This window comes from Microbacterium sp. cf046 (genome assembly GCF_900114345.1).
Classification (GTDB): Bacteria; Actinomycetota; Actinomycetes; order Actinomycetales; family Microbacteriaceae; genus Microbacterium.
Genome location: NZ_FOZJ01000003.1, coordinates 571,405 through 591,693 on the forward strand (window position 1 = coordinate 571,405; position 20,289 = coordinate 591,693).

Below are 20,289 nucleotides of genomic sequence, written 5' to 3' on the forward strand. Positions count from 1 at the left end.
AGAACGGTAATCCGCATGACCCGCACCCCCCGCATCGCGTTCCTGCACACCGGAGCCGTCGTGATCGGCCCGGTCGCCGAACTGGCGCGCGAGCACCTGGGCGATGCCACCACCGTCAACTACCTCGACGACAAGATCGTCGCCGACCTCGGTGACGCGGAGCTCGCGGCATCCGTCCCCGACCGCATCGTCGACCTCGTGCAGGCCGCCCGCAGCGCCGGCGCCGACATGGTGATGCTCACCTGCTCCTCGATCTCGCACCTGGCCGCGCCGACCGCAGAGCGCGTGGGGATCCCGGTGCTGCGCATCGACGAGGCGATGGCGGACCAAGCCGTCACGACAGGCTCCCGCATCGCCGTGCTCGCAACGCTGGCAACGACCCTCACCCCGACCAGAAACCTCATCCTGGAACGCGCCGCGCTCGCAGGGGCGTCACCGGAGATCGCGGGCGAGGTCATCGACGGGGCGTTCGCGGCCGTGTCGGCGGGCGACCGCACCACTCACGATCGACTCGTGGCGGCGGCGATCGAACGAGCCGCTGCAACCGCCGACGTCGTCGTGCTGGCGCAGGCGTCGATGGCCAGCGCGGCTTCCGCTGTGCAGGTCGACGTGCCGGTGCTCACGAGCCTCGAACCCGGGATCCGGCGTCTGCGCGACGCGGTCGACGCGCTGGCGTAGGCCGCAGCCGGCCCGGCCGGATGCGCGGGAGCGGACCAGGGGAGCCCGGGCGTGATGCAGTTCCTCAGCCGGCGAGCAGTCGCTCGGCCGTCGACAGGTCCGTGACCAGCGCGTTCACCCACCCGCCGGCCATGGCGCCCCGGATGGCGGCGATCTTGCGGTCACCTCCGGCTACCCCCAGCCGACGGGGGACGCGGAGCAGATCCTCGACCGGGATCGCGATGATGCGATCGTCGAGTTCACCGCGTACGACCGATCCGTCGGCGCGGAAGACTCGATGGCAGATGTCGCCGACCGCACCGTCGTCAAGCAGCACACGGCGCTCGTCGGCGGGAAATGCATTGCCGCTCTCGGAGAGCACATCGGACGGCTCGATTCCGCCGATGCCCATGACCGCCATCGTGAGGTGCTGCCACCGCCTGGCGACGTCCTGCATCCCGGCGCCCTCCAGCAGGCTGTCGCGGATGTCGCGACCCGCGACGATGCCGGGCGCGTGGACGTAGATCGGCGCCGCACCCAGCATCCGCGCGAGCTCGCCGAGGAGCCGGTGGGAGTGGCCTTGAACCTCAGGCACTCCGATCCCTCCGAGGAGCTGGACGACTTCGGAAGCACGTGGCGACGAAGAGGGCCGCATCCGATCGACCATCGCGAGCAGGGTCTGGCTCCAGGACGAGACGCCGATGCGATCGCTGCCGCTGAGAGTCGCCTCGAGGTAGGCGGCCGCCCCCGCGCCCACCGCCGCGATGGTCTCGCGCTCGTCGGCGTCGGGGTCGACGTCGACGACGACGGCCTCGGCGAGCCCGTACCGCTCCTCGAGCTGCTCCTCGACCTCGGCGTAGAGGCCGGGCGCGACCGTGACGGTCGTGCGGACGATGCCGACGGATGCGGCGCGCTTGAGCAGACGCGACACCTTGGCCTGCGAGATGTTGAGCGCGAGCGCGATGTCTGCCTGGCGCGCTCCGTGCTCGTGGTACATCCGCGCCACCTTCGTCATCAGGCGCAGCTGTCCGTCGAGCGGCGGCGTGTAGCTCGTCCCCGGCACGTCGCCTCCGATCACGGGCGCGACCACCGGCCGCGGGAGCAAGTATATTCCTGCGCCCGCGAACGGATATTCAGGGTGCCGGGCTGTACGCGATCATCCAGTCGATGCCGAACTTGTCGCGGAGCATCCCGAACCGACCGCCCCACGGCGGAACCTCGAACGGCATCGTGATCGCGCCGCCGTCGGCGAGGCCGTTCCAGAAGCCTTCGAGCTGACGCTCGTCGTCACCGCTGACCGACACGGACACGCCCGCGGGCTTGACGTATTCCATTCGGGAAGGGGTGTCGGACCCCATGAGGATGAACCCGTCGGGAGTCGTGAGCTGGGAGTGCATCACGAGGTCGTTCTCGCTCGGATCCTGGGCCATGCCCTCGATCGAGCCGAACGTGGAGACCTCGAGGTCGCCGCCGAACACGCTCTGGTAGAACTCCATGGCGGAGCGCGCGTCGTCCTTGAACGAGAGGTAGGGATTGAGGGTGGGCATGGCTGCTCCTGGGGTGTGTGTTCGCCGCAGTCGTCGCGGCACCTGTCAGTGTCGTCGCGGCTTCCGACATCCGCAACGGGCTCCGCCGGTCAGAGGTCTCGCGGACCTTCGGAGGCCCACTGGACGGCATCCGGTTCGGCGGCGACGGGGAAGATCTTCAGGTCGCACGGGAACAGGAAGGCGATGCCGTGGATGACCTCGCCGATGATCGCGTGATCTGTCACGAGGGCGATCCTGCCCCAGCTGCGCTCCGGTCTGCCTTCCAGCAGCGCGTCCTGCCACATCGCGCCCATCGAATAGCGCTCGAACTCCTCGCCGAGGACGAAGACCAGGTTGACCTTGTGGCCGGCCGCGATCGTGTCGTCGATCGCCGGATCGACGACCGTCTGATAGTCCGCCGCCTCGACGGTGCCGACGGCGCGGAATCCGATGACGGTTTCGGGGAGGTCGTGCAGCTGCTCGATCATGCGCCCATCCTTGCGCGAGCGGAAGCAGGGCGCCACGACTCAGCGGGCGCGGTGGTCCTCGGGGTGCAGGCGCGGTGCGCGGCGCGGCTCATGCACGCCGCTGGCCTCGATCAGGCGGATGACGCGCTGACGCTGACCCGCCCAGGGCGCCAGAAGCTCCAGCATCCCGTCGTCGTCTACCCGCGTACCGGTGAGGGCGTAGCCGACCTCGTGCGCGAGGTGGAAGTCGCCGACGCTGACCGCGTCGGCATCGCCCAGGGCGCGGATGCGGGTCTCGGCCGAGGTCCATGGTCCGATGCCGCGCTGGCTGATCATGACGCGGTCGCGAGCCTCGCCGTCCGCGGCGGTCATGAAGACGCGGCCGATCGCCTCGCCGCGGCGGGCGGCCTCGACGACGGTGCGGGCCTGGGGCGGCTCGAGCCCGGCGCGATGCCATGACCACGACGGGACGCGCCGCCATCCTTCGATGCTCGGCGGCGCGTACATCGGCCGCGGGGTCGGCCCGGGTGCACGCTCGCCGTGCCAGGTCACGATCGATCGCCATACGCCGAACGCCTGCATGCCGGTGACCTTCTGCTCGATGATCGAGCTGGCCAGCGCGTCGAAGAACAGATCGGTGCGTCCGATGCGGATGCCGGGGTTGCGATGGTGGGCCGCCGCGATGAGCGGATGACAGCTGGCATCGAATCCGCTCGCGTCATCGAACGCGCCGCACAGGGCGGGCAGCTGCCCGAGCGCCCAATCGGCGCCCGGCCCCCACGCGGCGCCGCGGATCACGCCGGGAGTGGTCTCGCGGATCGCGATGGTCGCGATGCCTTCAGGCGTGCGACTGGCGCGCCAGATGACCGAGCCCGCGACCGCCATCGTGGGGTCGCCGCCGCCGTGCCTCTGGTACAGGACCGCGCGCCTGACATCGACTCGGTGCCGCGGGCGATACTCGGTCTCGATCGGACGGCCTGGGGCGACGCGCAGCGCCGGCTCGACCTCCGCGATCGTCATGCGCCCACCCTACGCGGCGGGTTCCGACATTCCGGCTTCCGTGGCGGGAGCGCCCGTCCGCCGTGTCCCATCGCGGACCCGGCGCACGGCGCCTGCCCGCCCGCGGATGTTCTCAGAAGCGGTCCGGCGAAGGCGTGCCGTGGCCGTAGCGGATCGACACGTCGGCGTGACGGTCGAAACGGTAGCCGACGCCGCGCACGGTCCGCACGATGTCCTCATACCGGCCGAGCTTGGCCCGCAGGCGCCGCACGTGGACATCGATCGTCCGCTCGCCGGGCGAGTCGTCCTCGGTCGCCCCGTTCCAGAGCGAGCCGACGAGTTCGGCGCGCTCGATCGTGCGACCCTCGCGGAGCACGAGGTACTGCAGAAGCTCGAACTCCTTGAACGTGAACGCGGCCGACTCGCCGTCGATCAGCACGCGCTTGCGCGAGATGTCGACCACGACGCCGCCGGGCGCGCGATCCTCGTCCTCGGGCTCGTCCTGCTTCGTGCGGGCGATCGCGGAGGGCTCATGCAGCGCGAGCCGCACGACGTCGACGTCGCGGCCGCCCGAACCCACGGGGGCGAGGGCGACGGTGGCGTACGTCTCGGCGTCAGGTGCAAGCTCCGCGAGCGTGCGGCGGAGCGCATCGACGAGGACGCCGAGGTTGACACCGGATGCGGCCGCCTTGGCCTCGTCGATGCCGACGTACAGGGCGAAGCCGCGTGGCGCGGTGCCGGCGGGGAGGTGCCGGGCTCCCGCGCCGGCCGCCTCTGCAGCGGGTGCCGTGGGCTTGGTATCTGCGGGGGACGGAATGGCGCGAAGATGACGGGCGGTGGTCGGTCGTTCGAGGAGAGCGGTGTTCGACATGATGATGGTCCTTGCGGAAGGAACCCTGGCCGGGATCGGCGGGAGTTCGGGTGTGCTGCTGTGCGGCCCTCTGTGCAGAGCCTGGGGTGCGGCATCCGGGTGCGCGTGATCGACGCGACGAGCCGGAAGCTCGGGGGATCCTGCGCGGCGTTTCAGAAGCTGCGCGCGAATCCGGCGGGGGTCACCGTGTCAGCGACACATTCGACAACACATGACGACGCGGCCGGCCATCATCATGCCGGCAGTCCCGTTCGCCTCCAGGGCGGACAGAGAGCGTGCGTTGTCAGTCATGACGCGATTATGACGGATTGCGTCGCAATGCGTCAAATCGCACGGACGGCGCCTCCCTTTCGTGACCGAATGTTACACATTGCTCAGTTCGGTCTGCCGCGTGGTTCCGGGCCTCTGTGGTCGCGAGCCATGGGAGCGCTCTCGAAGATTTGTTGCCAAATCCACCAAAACACTTGCGCGATCGCGACGAGTGCGCATACCATCGCAGTCGAAGCGCTTCCGCGAAGCGTTTCGACGATCAGGCGATCATGTACAAAGGAGTCCGCATGGTGAAGATCAACGAGGTGGCTGAGGCCGCCGGCGTGTCGATCAGCACCGTGTCGTACGCCCTCAGCGGCAAGCGCCCGATCTCACCCGACACCCGCCGACGCATCGAGGATGCGGTGCGCGAGCTCGGCTACAGTCCGAACGCGGGTGCACGGATGCTGGCCGGCAGTCGGACCCAGATCTTCGCGCTGACCGAGCCGCTGCGCAAGGACACGCACGCACCCACGCACATGGCGTTCGTGCTCGCCACGGCCGTGGCCGCCCGGCGCAACGACTACGACGTGCTCCTGCTGACCGACGAGGACGCCAAGGCGGGAATGGGCCGCGTCGCGGCGAACGGGCTCGTCGACGCGATCCTCGTGCTCGATGTCGCCCCCGACGACGAGCGCGTCAAGCTGTCGCGGGCCATCTCGACGCCCACGATCTTCATCGGCGTCCCCGACGACAACGAAGGCCTGGTGTGCGTCGACCTCGACTTCGAGGGAGCGACGGCGCTCGCCGTCGACCGGCTCGCAGACGCCGGCCACCGCATCGTGGGGCTCATCGGGCAGCCGGACGTGAGCTACGAGAAGTCGAACTTCCCGCCTCGGGTGCGAGCCTCGTTCGAGGAGCGCGCGGAAGCACGGGGGCTCGCGCACGTGTTCGCCACAACGGGCACCAAGCGCACGAGCCGCACGGCCACGCGGCGCGCCGTGGGGCAGCTGCGGGATGCCGGAGCCACCGCGTTCGTGCTGCACTGCACCGAGGAGGCGCACGCGGTCGTCCTCGGCGAGCTGGCCGAGCTCGGACTCCGCGTTCCCGATGACGTCTCGCTCGTCTCCGTCGGCGCTTCCTTCGACACCGGAGCTCTCGCGACACCGCTCGACTCGATTCCGCTCGTGCCCGAGGCATCGTGCGACCTCGCCGTGGACCTCGCGATCCGCAGCCTCGGCGAGGACCGGCCCGAGCCCGGCCTGCGCCTGATCGCGCCGACGTACGTGTCGAACGCGTCGGTCGCGGCCCTCGTGCCCGGCGCCGGCGTGCACTCTTCACCCGGCAGCGAGGGTCCGACCCCCTGAACCATCTCGCTCCTGTCCCTTTCACTCGCCGCTCATCGAAGCGCTTCGACAATACCGAACACCGACCACCCACTGCCCCGACCAATGCGGGTCACCAAGAAAGGAATGCCACCGATGGCACGCACCATTCACACCAACACGAAGCGGGGGATCGCTCTCGTCAGCTCGCTGACGATCGCCGGTCTCGCGCTCGCCGGCTGCGCCGGCGGATCCGGCGACAGCGGCGAGGAGTCCGGAGACACCCTCAAGCTCTGGCACTACGAAGGCGCCGACAGCGCGATGGGCAAGGCCTGGGCCGAAGCCATCGACATCTTCGAAGAGGAGACCGGCGCGACGGTCGAGTTCGAGGAGAAGTCCTTCGAGCAGATCCAGAAGACGGCAAGCCAGGTGCTCGACACCGACGCCGCGCCCGATCTCATGGAGTTCAACAAGGGCAACGCGACCGCCGGCTTCCTCGCGAGCACCGGCCTGATCACCGACATCTCCGGCGCGGTCGACGAGTACGGCTGGGCCGACAAGCTCGCCCCCTCGCTGCAGACCACGGCGAAGTACAGCGAAGACGGCGTCATGGGCGGCGACACCTGGTACGGCATCCCGAACTACGGCGAGTTCGTCGGCGTCTACTACAACAAGGACGCGTTCGCGGCAGCCGGTCTGGAGATCCCCACCACGTACGACGAGTTCGTCGACGTGCTCGACGCGTTCGTCGCGCAGGGGGTCACGCCGCTCGCGGAGGCCGGTGCCGAATATCCGCTGGGACAGCTCTGGTACCAGCTCGCACTGAGCAGCGCCGATCGCCAGTTCGTGAACGACTACCAGCTCTACGAGAACCCCGTCGACTGGCAGGGCGATGAGATCACCTCGGCGACCGAGACACTCCAGGAGTACGTCGACAAGGGCTACATCGCCTCCGATGTGTCCTCGATCAAGGCCGAGGACGCGGGTGTGGCCTTCATCAACGGCACCGCGCCGATCTTCGTCTCCGGCTCGTGGTGGTACGGCCGCTTCGTGAGTGAGGCGACCGGCTTCGACTGGACGATGACCGCATTCCCCGGCGCCGACCTGTCGCTCGGCTCGTCGGGCAACCTGTGGGTCGTGCCGGAGAACGCCTCGAACAAGGAGCTCGCCTACGAGTTCATCGACATCACGATGCGGCCGGAGATCCAGGCGATCATCGGCAACAACGGCGGCGTCCCCGTCGCCGCCGACCCGGCGGACATCACCGACGAGAAGAGCGCCGAGCTGATCGCGACCTTCAACGGCATCCTCGATGACGACGGCCTGTCGTTCTACCCCGACTGGCCCGCGCCGGGCTTCTACGACGTCATCGTCCAGGAGCTGCAGGGTCTGGTCACCGGTGTGCAGGACGTCGAGACGACGAACGCGAACCTCGGTGAGCAGTACGACGAAGGAACCGCCGAGTTCCGTTGATCCGCTGGTGGGGGCGGTACTCCTGCGGATGCCGCCCCCACCATCACCCTGGAGTTGAGCCATGTCTGTTGCCACCACCCGCTCGGGCCGCGTGAAGCCGCCGCCTGAGCAGCCGTCCATCCCTCAGCGCAAGGGGGGGACCGGGGCGTACTGGATGTACCTGCTGCCCGGCTTCGTCCTGCTGCTGGTGATCGTGATCGTCCCGCTCATCTGGAACGTGTTCCTCACCTTCACGAAGTGGCGGGGCGTGGGAACGCCCGAGTTCATCGGGCTCGAGAACTGGCTGAAGCTGCTGACCGATGAGGACTTCTGGACGTCGTTCACCAACTCGATCTGGATGGTCGTGGCGATGGTGGTCGTCCCGACGATCGCCGGGCTGATCATCGCGGCGCTGCTCTTCGACGTCGTCGGCCGCAAGTTCGGCGGCAAGGTCGGCAGCTTCCTGCGGGCCACCTACTACCTTCCTCAGATCCTCCCGGTCGCGATCGCCGGCATCGTCGTCGGCTGGATCGTGCGCCCGGGCGCCGACGGCGCCCTCAACCAGATGCTGGGGTTCTTCGGCATCCCGCCCGTCGACTGGCTGGGCCAGATGCCCTCCGCCCTGATCGTGCTCATGGTGGTGCTGATCTGGGTGCAGCTGGGCTACCCGATCGTCGTCTTCATGGCTGCGCTGCAGCGCGTCGACCCCGAGCTGTACGAAGCGGCCGAGCTCGACGGCGCGAACTGGTTCCAGCGGTTCTCGGCCATCACGATGAGCATCATCCGCCCCGAGATCTTCGTCGTGACCCTGACCTGCACGATCGCCGCGCTGAAGGTGTTCGGGCCCGTGTACGTCATCACGCGCGGCGGCCCCGCCGGTGCCACCCTCGTTCCCGCTTACTACGCGTACACCGAGTTCTTCACCAAGCGGAACGTCGGCTACGGCGCGACGATCGCGACCGTCCTCACGATCGTGGTCGTGATCGTGTCGATCATCTTCATCCGCGTGCAGAACTCCATCGAACTCAAGGAAAGGGCGGGTCTGTGATGGCTGTCGGAACCGTTCTCGTCAACACGCCCGCCACGACACCCGGCGGCCGGACCGCTCGCCCGCCGCGGGCCAGGGGCGGCATGACCAAGAAGCGCGGAGTGGACTGGCTTCTGCTCGCGCTCGTGATCGTCGGCGCGATCGCCGTGATCGCACCCTTCTACCTGGTGCTGGTCAACTCGTTCAAGTCGCCGATCGACTACGCGACCGGTGGACCACTCGCGCTTCCCGAATCACTCGACTTCACCGGCATCATCAAGTTCTGGGACCGGGTGAACTTCCCCGAGAAGGTGTGGAACTCCATCTTCATCTCGGGCGTCGTTGCGGTGCTCGCGGTGCTCATCTCGATGCTCAACGCGTTCGCGATCGGCATCGGTCGGGTCAAGGGCCGGTCGTGGATCGTGCTGCTGTTCCTGCTCGCGAACCTGCTGCCGCAGGAGGCGCTGCTGTACCCCCTGTACTACATGTTCAAAGAAGTCGGTCTCTACGACAACGTGTGGTCGGTGATCATCGTGTTCACCGTGATCCAGGCGGCGTTCGGCACGTACCTGCTCTCGTCGGTGTACGGCACGTTCCCCAAGGAGATCCTCGAGGCGGCGTCGCTGGACGGCGCCGGCCGATGGCAGATCCTGTGGCGGGTCGTGTTCCCGATCAGCCGCCCGACCCTGTCGGTGCTGCTCATCTTCTTCTTCATCTGGACGTGGAACGAGTTCCTCATCCCGCTGACGTTCCTCGCCTCCAACGCGAACCAGACGGTTCCGGTCGCGATCAGCGTCCTGCAGGGCGACCGGCTCATGGACGTCACGACCACGAGCGCTTCGGCGCTGCTGGGCATCATCCCGACGCTCATCTTCTTCCTCATCTTCCAGCGCACCCTCACCAGGGGCATCACCTCAGGAGCAGTCAAGTAATGAAGTTCACCGACGGGTTCTGGCAGCTGCGCCCGGGGGTCACCGCGCTGTACGCGCAGGAGGCCTATGACATCGATCCGGTGGACGGCGACGGCGCGGCGCTGGTCGTCACGGCGCCCACCACCGTGATCCGCCAGCGCGGCGACGTGCTCAACCGGCCGACCCTCACCGTGACGCTCTCATCGCCGCTCGAGGGCGTGGTGCGCGTGCGCATCGCCCATCACACCGGCGGGAAGTGGCACGGCGGGTTCGAGCTGCCCGGTGCCGTCGACGGCGGCGTGGGGACGGCATCCGTCTCCGACGCGGGCGGTGTGCTCGAGACCGGATCGCTCACGGCCCGGATCACGCCCGGTGCGCCGTGGAACCTCTCCTTCGAGGTCGACGGCACCCGGGTCACCGGGAGCGGCGGTCGTGCGCAGGGGTACATCCAGCTCGCCCCCGACGCGCAGGTCGACTGCGGCGTGGTCGGGAACGCACGATCTGGGACGGATGCTCCGCACGCGCAGGCCCTCGTGCACGAGCAGCTCGATCTGGGCGTCGGGGAGCTCATCTACGGCCTCGGCGAGCGGTTCGGACCGCTCGTGAAGAACGGCCAGTCGGTCGACGTCTGGAACGCCGACGGGGGCACCTCGAGCGAGCAGGCCTACAAGAACGTCCCGTTCCATCTCTCCAACCGGGGCTACGGCGTGCTCGTGAACGATCCCGGTCACGTGTCCTACGAGATCGGCTCGGAGGCGGTCGAACGAGTGCAGTTCTCGGTCGCGGGCGAAGTGCTCGAGTACTTCGTGATCGCGGGCCCGACACCCAAGCAGGTGCTCGATCGGTACACCGCCCTCACGGGACGCCCGCCGATCGTGCCGGCGTGGTCGTACGGACTGTGGCTGTCGACGTCGTTCACCACCGACTACGACGAGGCGACCGTCACGTCGTTCGTCGACGAGATGGCCCGCCGGGAGCTGCCGGTGTCGGTCTTCCACTTCGACTGCTTCTGGATGCGCGAGTTCAACTGGTGCGACTTCGAGTGGGATCCGCGAGTGTTCCCGGACCCGACCGGGATGCTCGCGCGTCTGCACGAGCGCGACCTGAGGGTGTGCGTGTGGATCAACCCGTACATCGCGCAGCGATCTCCGCTGTTCGCCGAGGCGGCGGCATCCGGCTATCTCGTAAAGCGTCCTGACGGCTCGGTCTGGCAGTGGGACCTCTGGCAGGCGGGCATGGGGCTCGTGGACTTCACGAACCCGGACGCGACGGCCTGGTACCAGGGCAAGCTGCGCGCCCTCGTCGATCAGGGCGTGGACTGCTTCAAGACCGACTTCGGCGAGCGGATTCCGCTCGAGGTGGACTACTTCGACGGGTCGGATCCGTCGCGCATGCACAACCTGTACACGCAGCTGTACAACAAGGCGGTGCACGATGTGCTCGTCGACGCGAAGGGTGCCGGCGAGGCGGTGCTGTTCGCGCGATCCGCGACCACGGGCGGCCAGTCGATGCCCGTGCACTGGGGCGGGGACTCCACATCGACGTTCGAGTCGATGGCTGAGACGCTGCGCGGCGGACTCTCGCTCGCCATGAGCGGGTTCGCGCATTGGAGTCACGACATCGGCGGGTTCGAAGGCACTCCGGATGCCGCCGTCTTCAAGCGCTGGACCGCATTCGGCCTGCTCGGCTCGCACAGCCGGTTCCACGGCTCCGGCTCGTACCGGGTGCCGTGGGCCTTCGATGAGGAGGCGGTCGAGGTCACCCGTATCTTCACCCACCTCAAGATGCAGCTGATGCCGTACATCTACGGGGCCAGTCTGGAAGCCGTCGCTGCGGGAACGCCGATCATGCGGCCGATGCAGCTGGAGTTCCCCGACGACCCGGCGGTCGCGTACCTCGATCGCCAGTACATGCTCGGTGCCGACATCCTGGTCGCGCCGGTGTTCTCGGCGAGCGGCGACGTTGAGTTCTACCTACCGGCGGGACTCTGGACGAATCTGCTGACCGGCGAGGAGGTCACCGGCGGATCGTGGCGCCGCGAGCGTCACGGGTTCACCTCGATCCCGCTGTACGTCCGCTCCGGGGCGGTGATCCCGTGGGGCGCGCGCACCGATCGCCCTGACTACGACTACCTCGACGGTCTTCGGCTTCGAGTGTTCGCCGGCGGGTCGGGGACGCGCGAGGTGACCGTCGCGACGCCGGACGGTCGCTCGCAGACCTTCACCGTCGACCTGTCGGCGGTGACGCGTTGACGCGGCGGATTTCCGGCGAGTCATTCGCTGGAGGCGGCATGGGCCTCTCGGGAATCGCACAGCGCCGCTCGCGCCCGGTGTCTCGGATCGGACGTAGCCTAGCCAGGTGACATCCATGACTTTCACGCACGAACCAGACGCGTCGCGGTACACGCTCCACCGCGGCGGCGACCTCGTGAGCGTGCTGGATTATCGCGACGACGGACGCACCGTTGCCATGACCCGCGCGTACACCGTTCCCTCATTCCGCGGGCACGGCTACGCCGGCGAGGTCGTGGATCGCGCGGTCGCCGAGCTCGAGCTCCAGGGCGATCGTCAGGTGATCCCCGTGTGCTGGTACGTGGCGGACTGGTTCGCGGCGCACCCGGAGCGCGACGCCATCCTGCACCAGCGCGCCACCGCGTAGCCGGCTGCGGGGAAGTTCGTGGCGGCTCGTGCGCGCCGACCCCCTGCTTGCTGACCCGCGCGGCAGCGGGGCTGCGCTCCGAACCCCCGGGCTCGCTCACGCGCGCCACGCTCACGCGCCCCTACACTGAGGGCCGTGCACGTCGAACCCGTCTTCACCGTCGTCGCCCTCGGCTTCGAGGCCATCGGCGCGCTCTCCATGATCATCGGGTTCATCATCGCGATCATCCTGGGTTGGCGCGCGCTGCGTCGCGGCGAGGGTGGCAATGCCGCGTTCTCCGTGCTGCGCACCACGCTCGGCGCGGCGATCCTGCTGGGCCTGGAGGTGCTCGTCGCCGCGGATCTCATCCGCACGATCACTTCGAAGCCGTCGATCGAGGATGCGGTCATCCTCGGGATCATCGTGCTCATCCGGACGATCCTGTCGATGTCGATCCAGATCGAGATCGAGGGAATGCTTCCCTGGCGCCGCGCGATGATGACCAGCGGTGGACAGCTGATCGGCCAGGCGATCGCGAAGGACCGCAGCGCCTCGGCGGCTGCGCGTGCTCCCGACGAGCCCAAGCCCCTGTAGTCGGGGCGTCGCCGGACGTCAACCCCCTGTGGGGATCCGCGCCGCCGGGAGAGTGTGGTGACGTCGTGAGGAGACGTCATGAGCACGGATGGGTATTTGTCTGAGGCCGCGGTGAACGCCGACCCGCCAGGAGGCTGGGAGAGCGGCGCGGTCGCGGACCGCGAGACCGCCGAGCGGAACGCCGAAGCGATCGACTCTCCGTCGCTGACCGAATCCGGCCTTCCGCCGAACGCTCCGGACGGAACGGATGCGACCGCCGATGCGCCGGGCGGCGTGGAGAGCGATGCTCCCGGGCGGAACGCCGACCCTGATCTGATCACGGACGACGACCTCGACAAGGATGACGCCTGATGTCCGGCACGACCGAGGACGGCCAGCAGCGTCCGAGTGACGCGGGCGTCGGAGGTGCGGTGCACCAGGAGCCCGGCAAGGCGGGCGGCGCCGAAGCGGTGCAGGACGAGCCGATCCTCGAGCAGAACAGCGCGACGATCGAGGAGAAGCTCGAGGGCATCGCCGCACAGACGCGCGTCGATCTGGGTGACGAGTCACAGGATCGCTACGAAGAAGTGCTTCGGCAACGACTGACGGATGCCGACATTCAGCTCACCGACGATGAAGTGAGTTCGCTCGCTCGTCGATCGGCACCCGGCGCTGGTGGTGGCGGCGTCTGAGGTGACCAGACAGCCGGCGGCGGCCTCCTGACATACCCCGCCGCCGCCGGCCCTCGTTCGCGGAAACGATGTGGGACCGGCCGCGCTCGGGGCGACGAGTTGCGCTGGCGGGCGCAGGAGTCCGTGTGTGCCGTAGAGCCGCGCTGGCGCTTGGTCGAGTCCGCGTGTGCGTCAGTCAGGCGGCGCAGGCGGCGGTGCTCGCCGCCACGGGCGTGATGCCGATCGGTCGCGCCCGTGCAGAGCGTGCCGGGCGCGCGGTCGCTTCCCGGTTCGGGCTGAACCCGACTGGGTCGGTCTCGGCGGCGCGTCGTTCCCGAATCGAGGCGAGCAGGTTGATCTCACGCTGACGGGTCTCGTACTCGTGACGGAACTGCGTTTCAGCTGCGGTGATGGTGGAAAGCATGGCTCCTCCGTAGGTTCCGATGGTTCCAACGTAGGGAGGGGTTCCGACATTGCCGAGGCCGCGGGGGATGGCAGGATTCCGCTCAGCGCGGACCGTTTTCGGGCGGTCTGAGCCCGGCGTATTCAGTCGTGGCCCGAACTCGGTCGTAGGTCGTGGTCGAACTGCGTCGTGGCCCGAACTGCGTCGTGGTCGAACTGCGTCGTGGCCTGAACTCCGTCGTGGTCGAACTGCGTCGTGGCCTGAACTCCGTCGTGTGCCCAACTCCGTCGTGACCCGATTTCAGTCGTGACACGAATTCAGTCGTGACTCGAATTCAGCCGGCGCGCGCGAACTCGTCGATGAGCGCGGCGGCGGGGGCGGCATCTCGGATCATCGTCTCGTGACCATGGCCCTCGACTTCCGCGAGTCGGCCGTCCGCCAATGACGCGGCGACGAAGCGGCACCACGCGCGCGAGCACACGAAGTCGTTCTCTCCACGGAGGACGAGTGTCGGTGCGGCCACCCGCGGATAGGTCGTCTCGGGTCGGTGGACGAGCATCGCTCGGAACTTGCCGCGGAGGTGCGGTCCGGCGCGCAGGTATTCGCGGGCGCCGACGAACACGACTCGGGGGCTCTCTACTGCCAGATCCTGCGCTAGTCGCATGATCTGCCATGCCGCCGTCCGCTCCCGCGGGTCGACGGTGGGAGCCACGAGGACGAGCTTCTCGACCGACTCTGGATGCCGCGCCGCGACCTCCACGGCGACCTGGGTACCCATCGAGTGTCCGATGAGGACGACTCCGGTCAGCTCGCGACTCCTCAGAAACGCCGCGATCAGGTCGGCGGTCCGTTCGATGGTCAGCACTCGAGCGGGTTCGGGCGCCTCTCCATAGCCGGGAAGGTCGATCGTGATCGTGCGCGTCGGTGCGATCTTGCCTAGGTGGTGCACGAGGTCGGCGAAGATCGTGCGGCCCATGCCGATCCCATGGATGAGGATGTACATGGGCGGAGTGGGTCTGTATCCCTCGTTCTCCGGCACCGAACGCGAGGATGGCTTGGGCGCCGAGCCGGGATCCGGCGGGTCGCCTGCCGAGGCTCCAACGCCCACTGATGCGGCCCCGACCGATCTGCCACCCACGCGGCCGTCGCTCGTGGACTCGATGCCCACTGAGCTGTCGCGCACGGAGCCGACGCCTGCCCCGCCGACCGACCTGCCACCCTCGGCACTCACGGCTCTCGAGCCGTCGCTGCGATCGTCGACGAGGATCGAGCCGCCTTGACGCTCGGCGCCTGACCTCGTGCCGAGCGAGCAGACATCGAGCTGGAGGACGTCCGCCCTCGGTGCCGAGAATGCCGTTTCGGCGATCAGAGTCGCACCCGCGTGCGTGAAGTACGCGATGTCGCCCACTCCTCGAGGCTAGCCGGAGCTGTGTCATCTGGCGGTTACCTGCGCTCGGGCATCGTGCGGGCTGGGCCCAAGCATCTGACGGTTGGCCGGGTCGCCCACTCCTCGAGAGGCCAGGTAGCCCACTCCTCCAGCGCCGGCCGCGTCGCCCATTCCTCAAGGAGCGGGCTACCCAGGGCGTCGGCATCATGCGGCCGGCTCGAAGCGCAGTTGCGAGCGTGGTCGCAACGCCCTCGCGGGTTCGCTCGGGGTTCCGCCTTCGCTGGGCGGACCGTTCAACCAGTACAGGCCTCCACCGTCGCGGGTGATCCGCCATCGTCTGTTGTGCAATCGCATGTGGCAGCTGCGGCAGAGCAGGACTCCGTCGGCGACATCCGTTCGCCCGTGATGCTCCCACCAATGGTCGATGTGGTGGGCTTCGCAGCGGGAGGGTTCGGCACCGCACCAGAGGCATCCGCCGTCTCGGATCGACATCGCATCGCGCTGCTTCTTCGTGAAGAGCCGCTTCTCGCGCCCGACATCGAGCGGGTTGCCGCACGCATCCACAGTGACGGTCTTCGTGCCAGCGTTGCAGAGGTATGTCTCGACGAGGGCGCCCGGGATCGTCTGTCCCGTCTCCTCGAGGTGTCCGACACCGAACGCCACGCCGGCGCCGAGCCGGCCGAGCTGCCCGCTCGTGACGACGACTCGGATGCCGGGCTGGCGATCTCCGAAGGCCTGACGAGGGTCCGCCTGGGCGCCCGTGCGCAGCACCGCGACGAGCGTGTCGTATTGCAACTGCTCGTTCGTGCGCGGGTCGACGTCTACCTCTGCCGGGACCGCGACGCCGCGGTCAGCATCGACGAACCGTGGACCCCTGCGCGGTCGCAGCGCGGCCGACAGAATCGTGCGAACCCATGCCGCCATATCGTCGTCGAACCGGATCCGCGCGTTCTGCTGGCCGTTCTCATCCATCCACATCGTCAAGGACCGATTCGCGAACCGCTCCTCGAAGCGAAGCTGCGTCCCGATCGGATCGAGTGTGTCCCGGGCGAGGCGAGCGGCGGTGCGCAGGTCCTCGACGGAGCGATCGGATACCTCTTCGATGAGCGTCATCGCCGCCTCGCGCCACGTGCCCAGCAGCACCTCGGCCTCGAGGTCGTCGTACCGATCGATCGGCGGTTCGCCCAGATTGCGCCGGATCGCATAGAACTGGACACGTGAGATCGTGCCAATGGACAACGCGTCGGCCAGAGGCGCGAACCACGGCGTCGCGGTGGTCTTGCTCACGTCGCCGTCCGCGTCGATGCGCGGCACCTCGAGCACAGCTGCCAGGTCGCGCCCGGCGCGGGTCGCACGATCGACGTCGGCCTTCGACGTACCGGTCAACGCCTGTACGAGCGCGGTCGCGGTGCGGTGACCCTCGCGCTGCGCGAGCCCGGAGTAGCCGAACGCCCGATCGGATCGCTTCTCGACCTCGGCGCTCAACGCGGCTTCGATCACATCCAGCGCCTGGCGGGCTTCCGCGAGTTCACTGAGCCCCTTCAGCAGCGCATCGTCGGCGAGCGCATCCGCACTGGTCGAGGGGTCCTGGTCACCGATGAGCGCACGAAGCCGCGCGAAGGCACGGTCCGCTCGGTCGATCGTCGACGTCATGCCCATCCCCTTCTCGCGACGAGGAGTGGGCACGTCTCCTGCGATGTCTCCACTGTACGAGGGGCCTCCGACATCGCTCGCGCGACCCCATGCGCGATCGGAACCCCACCTCGCCTCCGACCCTCGGCCACCTTCACCACCCGCTCGCGCACAATGGAACCGACGACGACCGATGGAGGGCGCGCGATGGGTCGCTTCAAGAAGGCATACCTCGACCTGCTCAACCGCACCCTCAACCCGCTCACGCTGCGGGCCGCCAAGCGGGGCCGCGGTCCGTTCTCGCTCGTGCGACACGTCGGCCGCAAGAGCGGTCGCACATTCGAGACGCCGCTGATCCTGGCCGGCGATCCGCTCGGCGGCGGCTTCCTCGTCGCGGAGCTCACCTACGGCGATCAGGTCAACTGGTACCGCAACGTCGTCGCCGGGGGCGGTCAGATCGTCCATCGGGGCCGCACCTACAGAATCGTCTCCGTCGAGACGATTCCCGCCGAGGAGGGCCTCCGCGCATTCGGCGGTCCTCGCTCGGCGATCCTGCGACTCCTCCGCCGCCACGACTTCCGTCGGCTCGATGTCGAGCTCGTCCCGGATGCCGCTCCCTGAGCCGCGGCCGCGAGCGCGCACACCGTCGAAGAGCGACAGCACGTGCTGACCCGACGCTCAGCACCCGCACGCCCGACCCCCGGCATCCGCTCCGGCGATAGCCTGGGCTGAATGTCGGACTCCAGTACAGCGCAGACCCCCGCCACGGCGACGAGGGGCGCGAGCGCGAACGCCGGCTCCCAGGCCCATCCGCCCACGACCGAGATCGTCCTGACCTCACCGCAGCGCTGGCGGGCGTTCTGGGTGTGCGTGGCGGTCGCCGGGATCACGATCCTCGACCTGTCGAAGGTCAACGTCGCACTTCCGTCCATCGAGGCTGCGCTCGGCGCGGGGTCGACCGAGCTTCAGCTGATCGTCTCGGGGTACGTCCTCACCTTCGGCCTCGTACTCGTGCCGATGGGGCGGCTGGGCGATCAGCGCTCGCGACGCGCGCTGTTCATCGTCGGGCTGTCTCTGTTCACGGTCGCGAGCCTCGCGTGCGCCCTGGCCGTCAGTCCGCTCATGCTCATGGTCGCCCGGCTGCTGCAGGGCGTCGCGGCCGGCATCCAGATGCCGCAGGTGCTCGGCCTGATCCAGCAGCTCTTCCAGGGCAAGGAGCGCGGCCGCGCCTTCGGGCTGTTCGGCGCGACGATCGGCATCGCGACGGCCTTCGGCCCGACGATCGGCGGTCTGCTGATCCTGATCGGCGGACCGACCGACGGGTGGCGACTGATCTTCTGGATGAACGTGCCGCTGTGCATCATCGCGATCGCCCTGGCCGCGTGGGTGCTTCCGAAGACGCGCACGCGGTCCCGCAGAGCCCTGTCGTTCGACCCGTTCGGAGTGCTCCTGTTCGGTCTCGCGGTGCTGTCGCTCATGTGGCCGTTCCTGTTCACGACCGGATCCCCCGACGATGATCCTCGGCGCTGGTGGCTGCTGGTCGCCTTCGTGCTGTTCGCAGGTGCCTTCGTCGCGTGGGAGCGGCACTACGAGAGCACCGGTAAGCAGCCGCTGATCAGGTTCGTGCTCTTCCGCGTCTCGTCGTTCCGCAACGGGACGCTGCTGATCGGCGCGTACTTCACCGCGCTGCCCGCCCTGTTCCTCCTGACGACCCTGTTCCTGCAGACCGGTGTGGGGCTCGCGCCGGTCTACGCCGGCATGGTCACGATCGGGTTCGCCCTGGCGAGCGCCGTGTTCTCGTGGATCGGCGGCAACCTCGTCGGCACGTACGGTCGCCCCGTGGTGGTCTGGGGCTTGGTCGGCGTGCTCGCCTGCGTCGCCGGGCTCGCCTCGGCCGCGCTGTTCGTCCCCGCGCAGTGGGTGGCGTGGGTGATGGCCGGGGTGATGGTGATCGGCGGCATCGGCGGCGGTCTCGTGATGTCGCCGAACCAGACCCTGACGCTGGCCGACATCCCGGTCAAGCAGGGCGGCGTCGCCGGCTCGATCGGCCAGCTCGGTCAGCGGATCGGAACCTCGGTCGGCACCGCCGTCGCACTCTCGCTGTTCTACGCGACGATCTATCGCGAAGGCGGAGGCGACTCGCCCGACATCGTCGTCTATCACGACGCCTACGCCTACGGCATGATCGCCGTCGCGATCTTCGTCGCCCTCGCCTTCCTGATCTCAGTCGTCGACCTGAGCTCGCGCCGTCGCAAGAAGGCGCGCTCGAGCTGACCTCGCGATGGGCGAACCGCCCGCCCGCCTCGGGGGTGATGTCGCACGCCGCACGTACCGTGTGAGCATGCGCATCCTGCACACCTCCGACTGGCACATCGGCCGGTCGTTCCACGGGCATTCCACGCTCGAGGCGCTGCGCGGCGTACTCGAGACGCTGGCCGTGCAGGTGCGCGAGAACGACGTCGACGTGGTCATCGTGGCCGGTGACGTGTTCGACTCAGCGGCTCCGGCAGCCGCGTGCTACACACTGCTCAGCGACACGCTGCGCGCGATCTCGGATGCCGGTGCGCACATCGTCGTGACGAGCGGAAACCACGATTCCGCCGCTCGGCTCGGCTTCCAGTCCGCGCTGCTGCGAGACGGCATCCACGTCGTGACCGATCCGCTCTCCGCCGGCACCCCGATCTCGATCGACGACGAGCACGGTCCGGTGCACTTCTACGGCATCCCGTTCCTCGAGCCGGCGCTGGTGCGCCATCTCTGGGCCGAGACCGATCTGCGCTCCCAGCGCGCGGCGGTCGAGCACGCCATGGGACTGGTCCGCAGCGATCTCGCAGAGCGCGGCGGCCGCTCCGTTGCGATCTCGCACTGCTTCGCGGCGGGTGTGGAGGCCACTCCCGGTGTCGAGCGCGAGATCCGGCAGGGGAGCCTCGACGTGGTGCCGCTGTCGGTCTTCGACGGCCCCGACTACGTCGCGCTCGGGCACATCCACGGCAGACAGCAGATCTCGGAGCGCGTGCGCTATGCCGGCGCACCGCTGCACTACAGCTTCGGCGAGGCCGACAAGCCGCGGGGCTCGTGGCTCGTCGAGCTCGACGCCGAGGGGCTCGCCTCCGTCGAGTGGATCGAACTCCCCGTCCCGCGCCGGCTCTCGACGATCCGCGCATCCCTCGACGAGCTCCTGGGTGACCCGCGATTCGCGGCGCACGAAGACGCGTGGGTCTGCGCCCAGTACACAGACCCCACCCCTCAGCCCGATCCGATGCGGCGCCTGCAGGCCAGATTCGCGTTCTGCGCGACGGTGATGCACACGCCCGAAGGCGTTCGCGGCCCCGACGGGCTCACCTACTCCCGCCGCGTCCGCGCGGCGCGCAGCGACGCCGAGCTCGTCGATGCGTTCCTGGCTCACGTGCGAGACGGCGAGGGTGCGACGGATGCCGAGGCGGAGGTCATCCGCGATGTGATCGACGAGCGCTCGCTCGTGGAGGCGACATCGTGATGGTGA

Annotated in this window: 21 protein-coding genes; 13 read left to right on the forward strand and 8 right to left on the reverse strand. The window is 68.6% G+C overall.

The genetic code is table 11. From position 1 onward, the window contains the following. The first annotated feature begins 15 nt into the window (after window positions 1–15). Window positions 16–678 carry an aspartate/glutamate racemase family protein gene (locus tag BM349_RS15065; protein WP_091707860.1) on the forward strand — a complete coding sequence of 221 codons (663 nt, stop codon included), beginning with the start codon at window positions 16–18 and terminating at the stop codon, window positions 676–678. A gap of 64 nt (window positions 679–742) precedes the next feature. Here the strand turns inward: BM349_RS15065 and BM349_RS15070 are convergent, their stop codons facing one another. From BM349_RS15070 to BM349_RS15090, 5 genes are all read right to left on the reverse strand, one after another. Next, the gene (locus BM349_RS15070; protein ID WP_254773929.1) at window positions 743–1,747 is read right to left on the reverse strand and encodes a sugar-binding transcriptional regulator; all 1,005 of its coding nucleotides are present in this window, start codon (window positions 1,745–1,747) and stop codon (window positions 743–745) included. Window positions 1,748–1,790: 43 nt separating this feature from the next. Next, the gene (locus BM349_RS15075; protein WP_091707862.1) at window positions 1,791–2,204 is read right to left on the reverse strand and encodes a VOC family protein; all 414 of its coding nucleotides are present in this window, start codon (window positions 2,202–2,204) and stop codon (window positions 1,791–1,793) included. Window positions 2,205–2,293: 89 nt separating this feature from the next. Next, the gene (locus tag BM349_RS15080) at window positions 2,294–2,671 is read right to left on the reverse strand and encodes a SpoIIAA family protein (protein WP_091707864.1); all 378 of its coding nucleotides are present in this window, start codon (window positions 2,669–2,671) and stop codon (window positions 2,294–2,296) included. A 39-nt stretch (window positions 2,672–2,710) separates the two neighbouring features. Then, window positions 2,711–3,670, reverse strand: a complete 960-nt coding sequence (locus BM349_RS15085; RefSeq protein ID WP_091707867.1) for a DNA-3-methyladenine glycosylase family protein — start codon at window positions 3,668–3,670, stop codon at window positions 2,711–2,713. A gap of 112 nt (window positions 3,671–3,782) precedes the next feature. Further along, window positions 3,783–4,520, reverse strand: a complete 738-nt coding sequence (locus tag BM349_RS15090) for a winged helix-turn-helix domain-containing protein (protein ID WP_091707869.1) — start codon at window positions 4,518–4,520, stop codon at window positions 3,783–3,785. A gap of 557 nt (window positions 4,521–5,077) precedes the next feature. Here BM349_RS15090 and BM349_RS15095 point away from each other — a divergent pair. From BM349_RS15095 to BM349_RS15135, 9 genes are all read left to right on the forward strand, one after another. Next, window positions 5,078–6,136 (forward strand): LacI family DNA-binding transcriptional regulator, encoded by a 1,059-nt coding sequence (locus tag BM349_RS15095; RefSeq protein WP_091709393.1) that lies wholly within the window; start codon window positions 5,078–5,080, stop codon window positions 6,134–6,136. Between the two features lie 114 nt (window positions 6,137–6,250). Beyond that, window positions 6,251–7,567, forward strand: a complete 1,317-nt coding sequence (locus tag BM349_RS15100) for an ABC transporter substrate-binding protein (protein ID WP_091707871.1) — start codon at window positions 6,251–6,253, stop codon at window positions 7,565–7,567. A gap of 61 nt (window positions 7,568–7,628) precedes the next feature. Then, a complete protein-coding gene (locus BM349_RS15105) occupies window positions 7,629–8,594 on the forward strand; it encodes a carbohydrate ABC transporter permease (protein WP_091707873.1) in 966 nt (321 codons plus the stop codon). An 83-nt stretch (window positions 8,595–8,677) separates the two neighbouring features. Then, window positions 8,678–9,505: a carbohydrate ABC transporter permease gene (locus BM349_RS15110; protein WP_091709396.1), complete on the forward strand. Its 828-nt coding sequence runs from the start codon at window positions 8,678–8,680 to the stop codon at window positions 9,503–9,505. Further along, window positions 9,505–11,736, forward strand: a complete 2,232-nt coding sequence (gene yicI / locus BM349_RS15115; RefSeq protein WP_091707876.1) for an alpha-xylosidase — start codon at window positions 9,505–9,507, stop codon at window positions 11,734–11,736. The genes BM349_RS15110 and yicI overlap by 1 nt, the downstream gene beginning before the upstream one ends. Window positions 11,737–11,851: 115 nt before the next feature. Further along, on the forward strand, window positions 11,852–12,142 hold the full coding sequence (locus BM349_RS15120; protein WP_091707878.1) for a GNAT family N-acetyltransferase: 291 nt from the start codon (window positions 11,852–11,854) through the stop codon (window positions 12,140–12,142). A gap of 135 nt (window positions 12,143–12,277) precedes the next feature. After that, complete coding sequence (locus BM349_RS15125) at window positions 12,278–12,715, forward strand: DUF1622 domain-containing protein (protein ID WP_091707881.1); 438 nt, start codon at window positions 12,278–12,280, stop codon at window positions 12,713–12,715. Between the two features lie 78 nt (window positions 12,716–12,793). Continuing rightward, window positions 12,794–13,066 carry a hypothetical protein gene (locus tag BM349_RS15130; protein WP_139230943.1) on the forward strand — a complete coding sequence of 91 codons (273 nt, stop codon included), beginning with the start codon at window positions 12,794–12,796 and terminating at the stop codon, window positions 13,064–13,066. Beyond that, complete coding sequence (locus BM349_RS15135; protein ID WP_091707885.1) at window positions 13,066–13,386, forward strand: hypothetical protein; 321 nt, start codon at window positions 13,066–13,068, stop codon at window positions 13,384–13,386. Before BM349_RS15130 ends, BM349_RS15135 begins: the two co-directional genes overlap by 1 nt. Before the next feature lie 175 nt (window positions 13,387–13,561). On the opposite strand, the gene BM349_RS15140 is transcribed toward BM349_RS15135, so the two are convergent. The 3 genes from BM349_RS15140 to BM349_RS15150 all read right to left on the reverse strand — a co-directional run bounded on the left by BM349_RS15140 (window position 13,562) and on the right by BM349_RS15150 (window position 16,808). After that, a complete protein-coding gene (locus tag BM349_RS15140; protein WP_091707887.1) occupies window positions 13,562–13,789 on the reverse strand; it encodes a hypothetical protein in 228 nt (75 codons plus the stop codon). Window positions 13,790–14,102: 313 nt separating this feature from the next. Continuing rightward, window positions 14,103–15,176: an alpha/beta fold hydrolase gene (locus BM349_RS18980; RefSeq protein ID WP_254773930.1), complete on the reverse strand. Its 1,074-nt coding sequence runs from the start codon at window positions 15,174–15,176 to the stop codon at window positions 14,103–14,105. A gap of 183 nt (window positions 15,177–15,359) precedes the next feature. Further along, window positions 15,360–16,808, reverse strand: a complete 1,449-nt coding sequence (locus BM349_RS15150; RefSeq protein WP_175525324.1) for an HNH endonuclease signature motif containing protein — start codon at window positions 16,806–16,808, stop codon at window positions 15,360–15,362. Window positions 16,809–16,994: 186 nt separating this feature from the next. On the opposite strand from BM349_RS15150, the gene BM349_RS15155 reads away from it, so the two are divergent. The 3 genes from BM349_RS15155 to BM349_RS15165 all read left to right on the forward strand — a co-directional run bounded on the left by BM349_RS15155 (window position 16,995) and on the right by BM349_RS15165 (window position 20,283). Next, on the forward strand, window positions 16,995–17,408 hold the full coding sequence (locus BM349_RS15155) for a PNPOx family protein (protein ID WP_091707891.1): 414 nt from the start codon (window positions 16,995–16,997) through the stop codon (window positions 17,406–17,408). A 111-nt stretch (window positions 17,409–17,519) separates the two neighbouring features. Then, a complete protein-coding gene (locus tag BM349_RS15160) occupies window positions 17,520–19,061 on the forward strand; it encodes an MFS transporter (protein ID WP_175525325.1) in 1,542 nt (513 codons plus the stop codon). Window positions 19,062–19,128: 67 nt separating this feature from the next. Further along, window positions 19,129–20,283, forward strand: a complete 1,155-nt coding sequence (locus BM349_RS15165) for an exonuclease SbcCD subunit D (RefSeq protein ID WP_091709402.1) — start codon at window positions 19,129–19,131, stop codon at window positions 20,281–20,283. The last annotated feature ends 6 nt before the right edge of the window (window positions 20,284–20,289 follow it).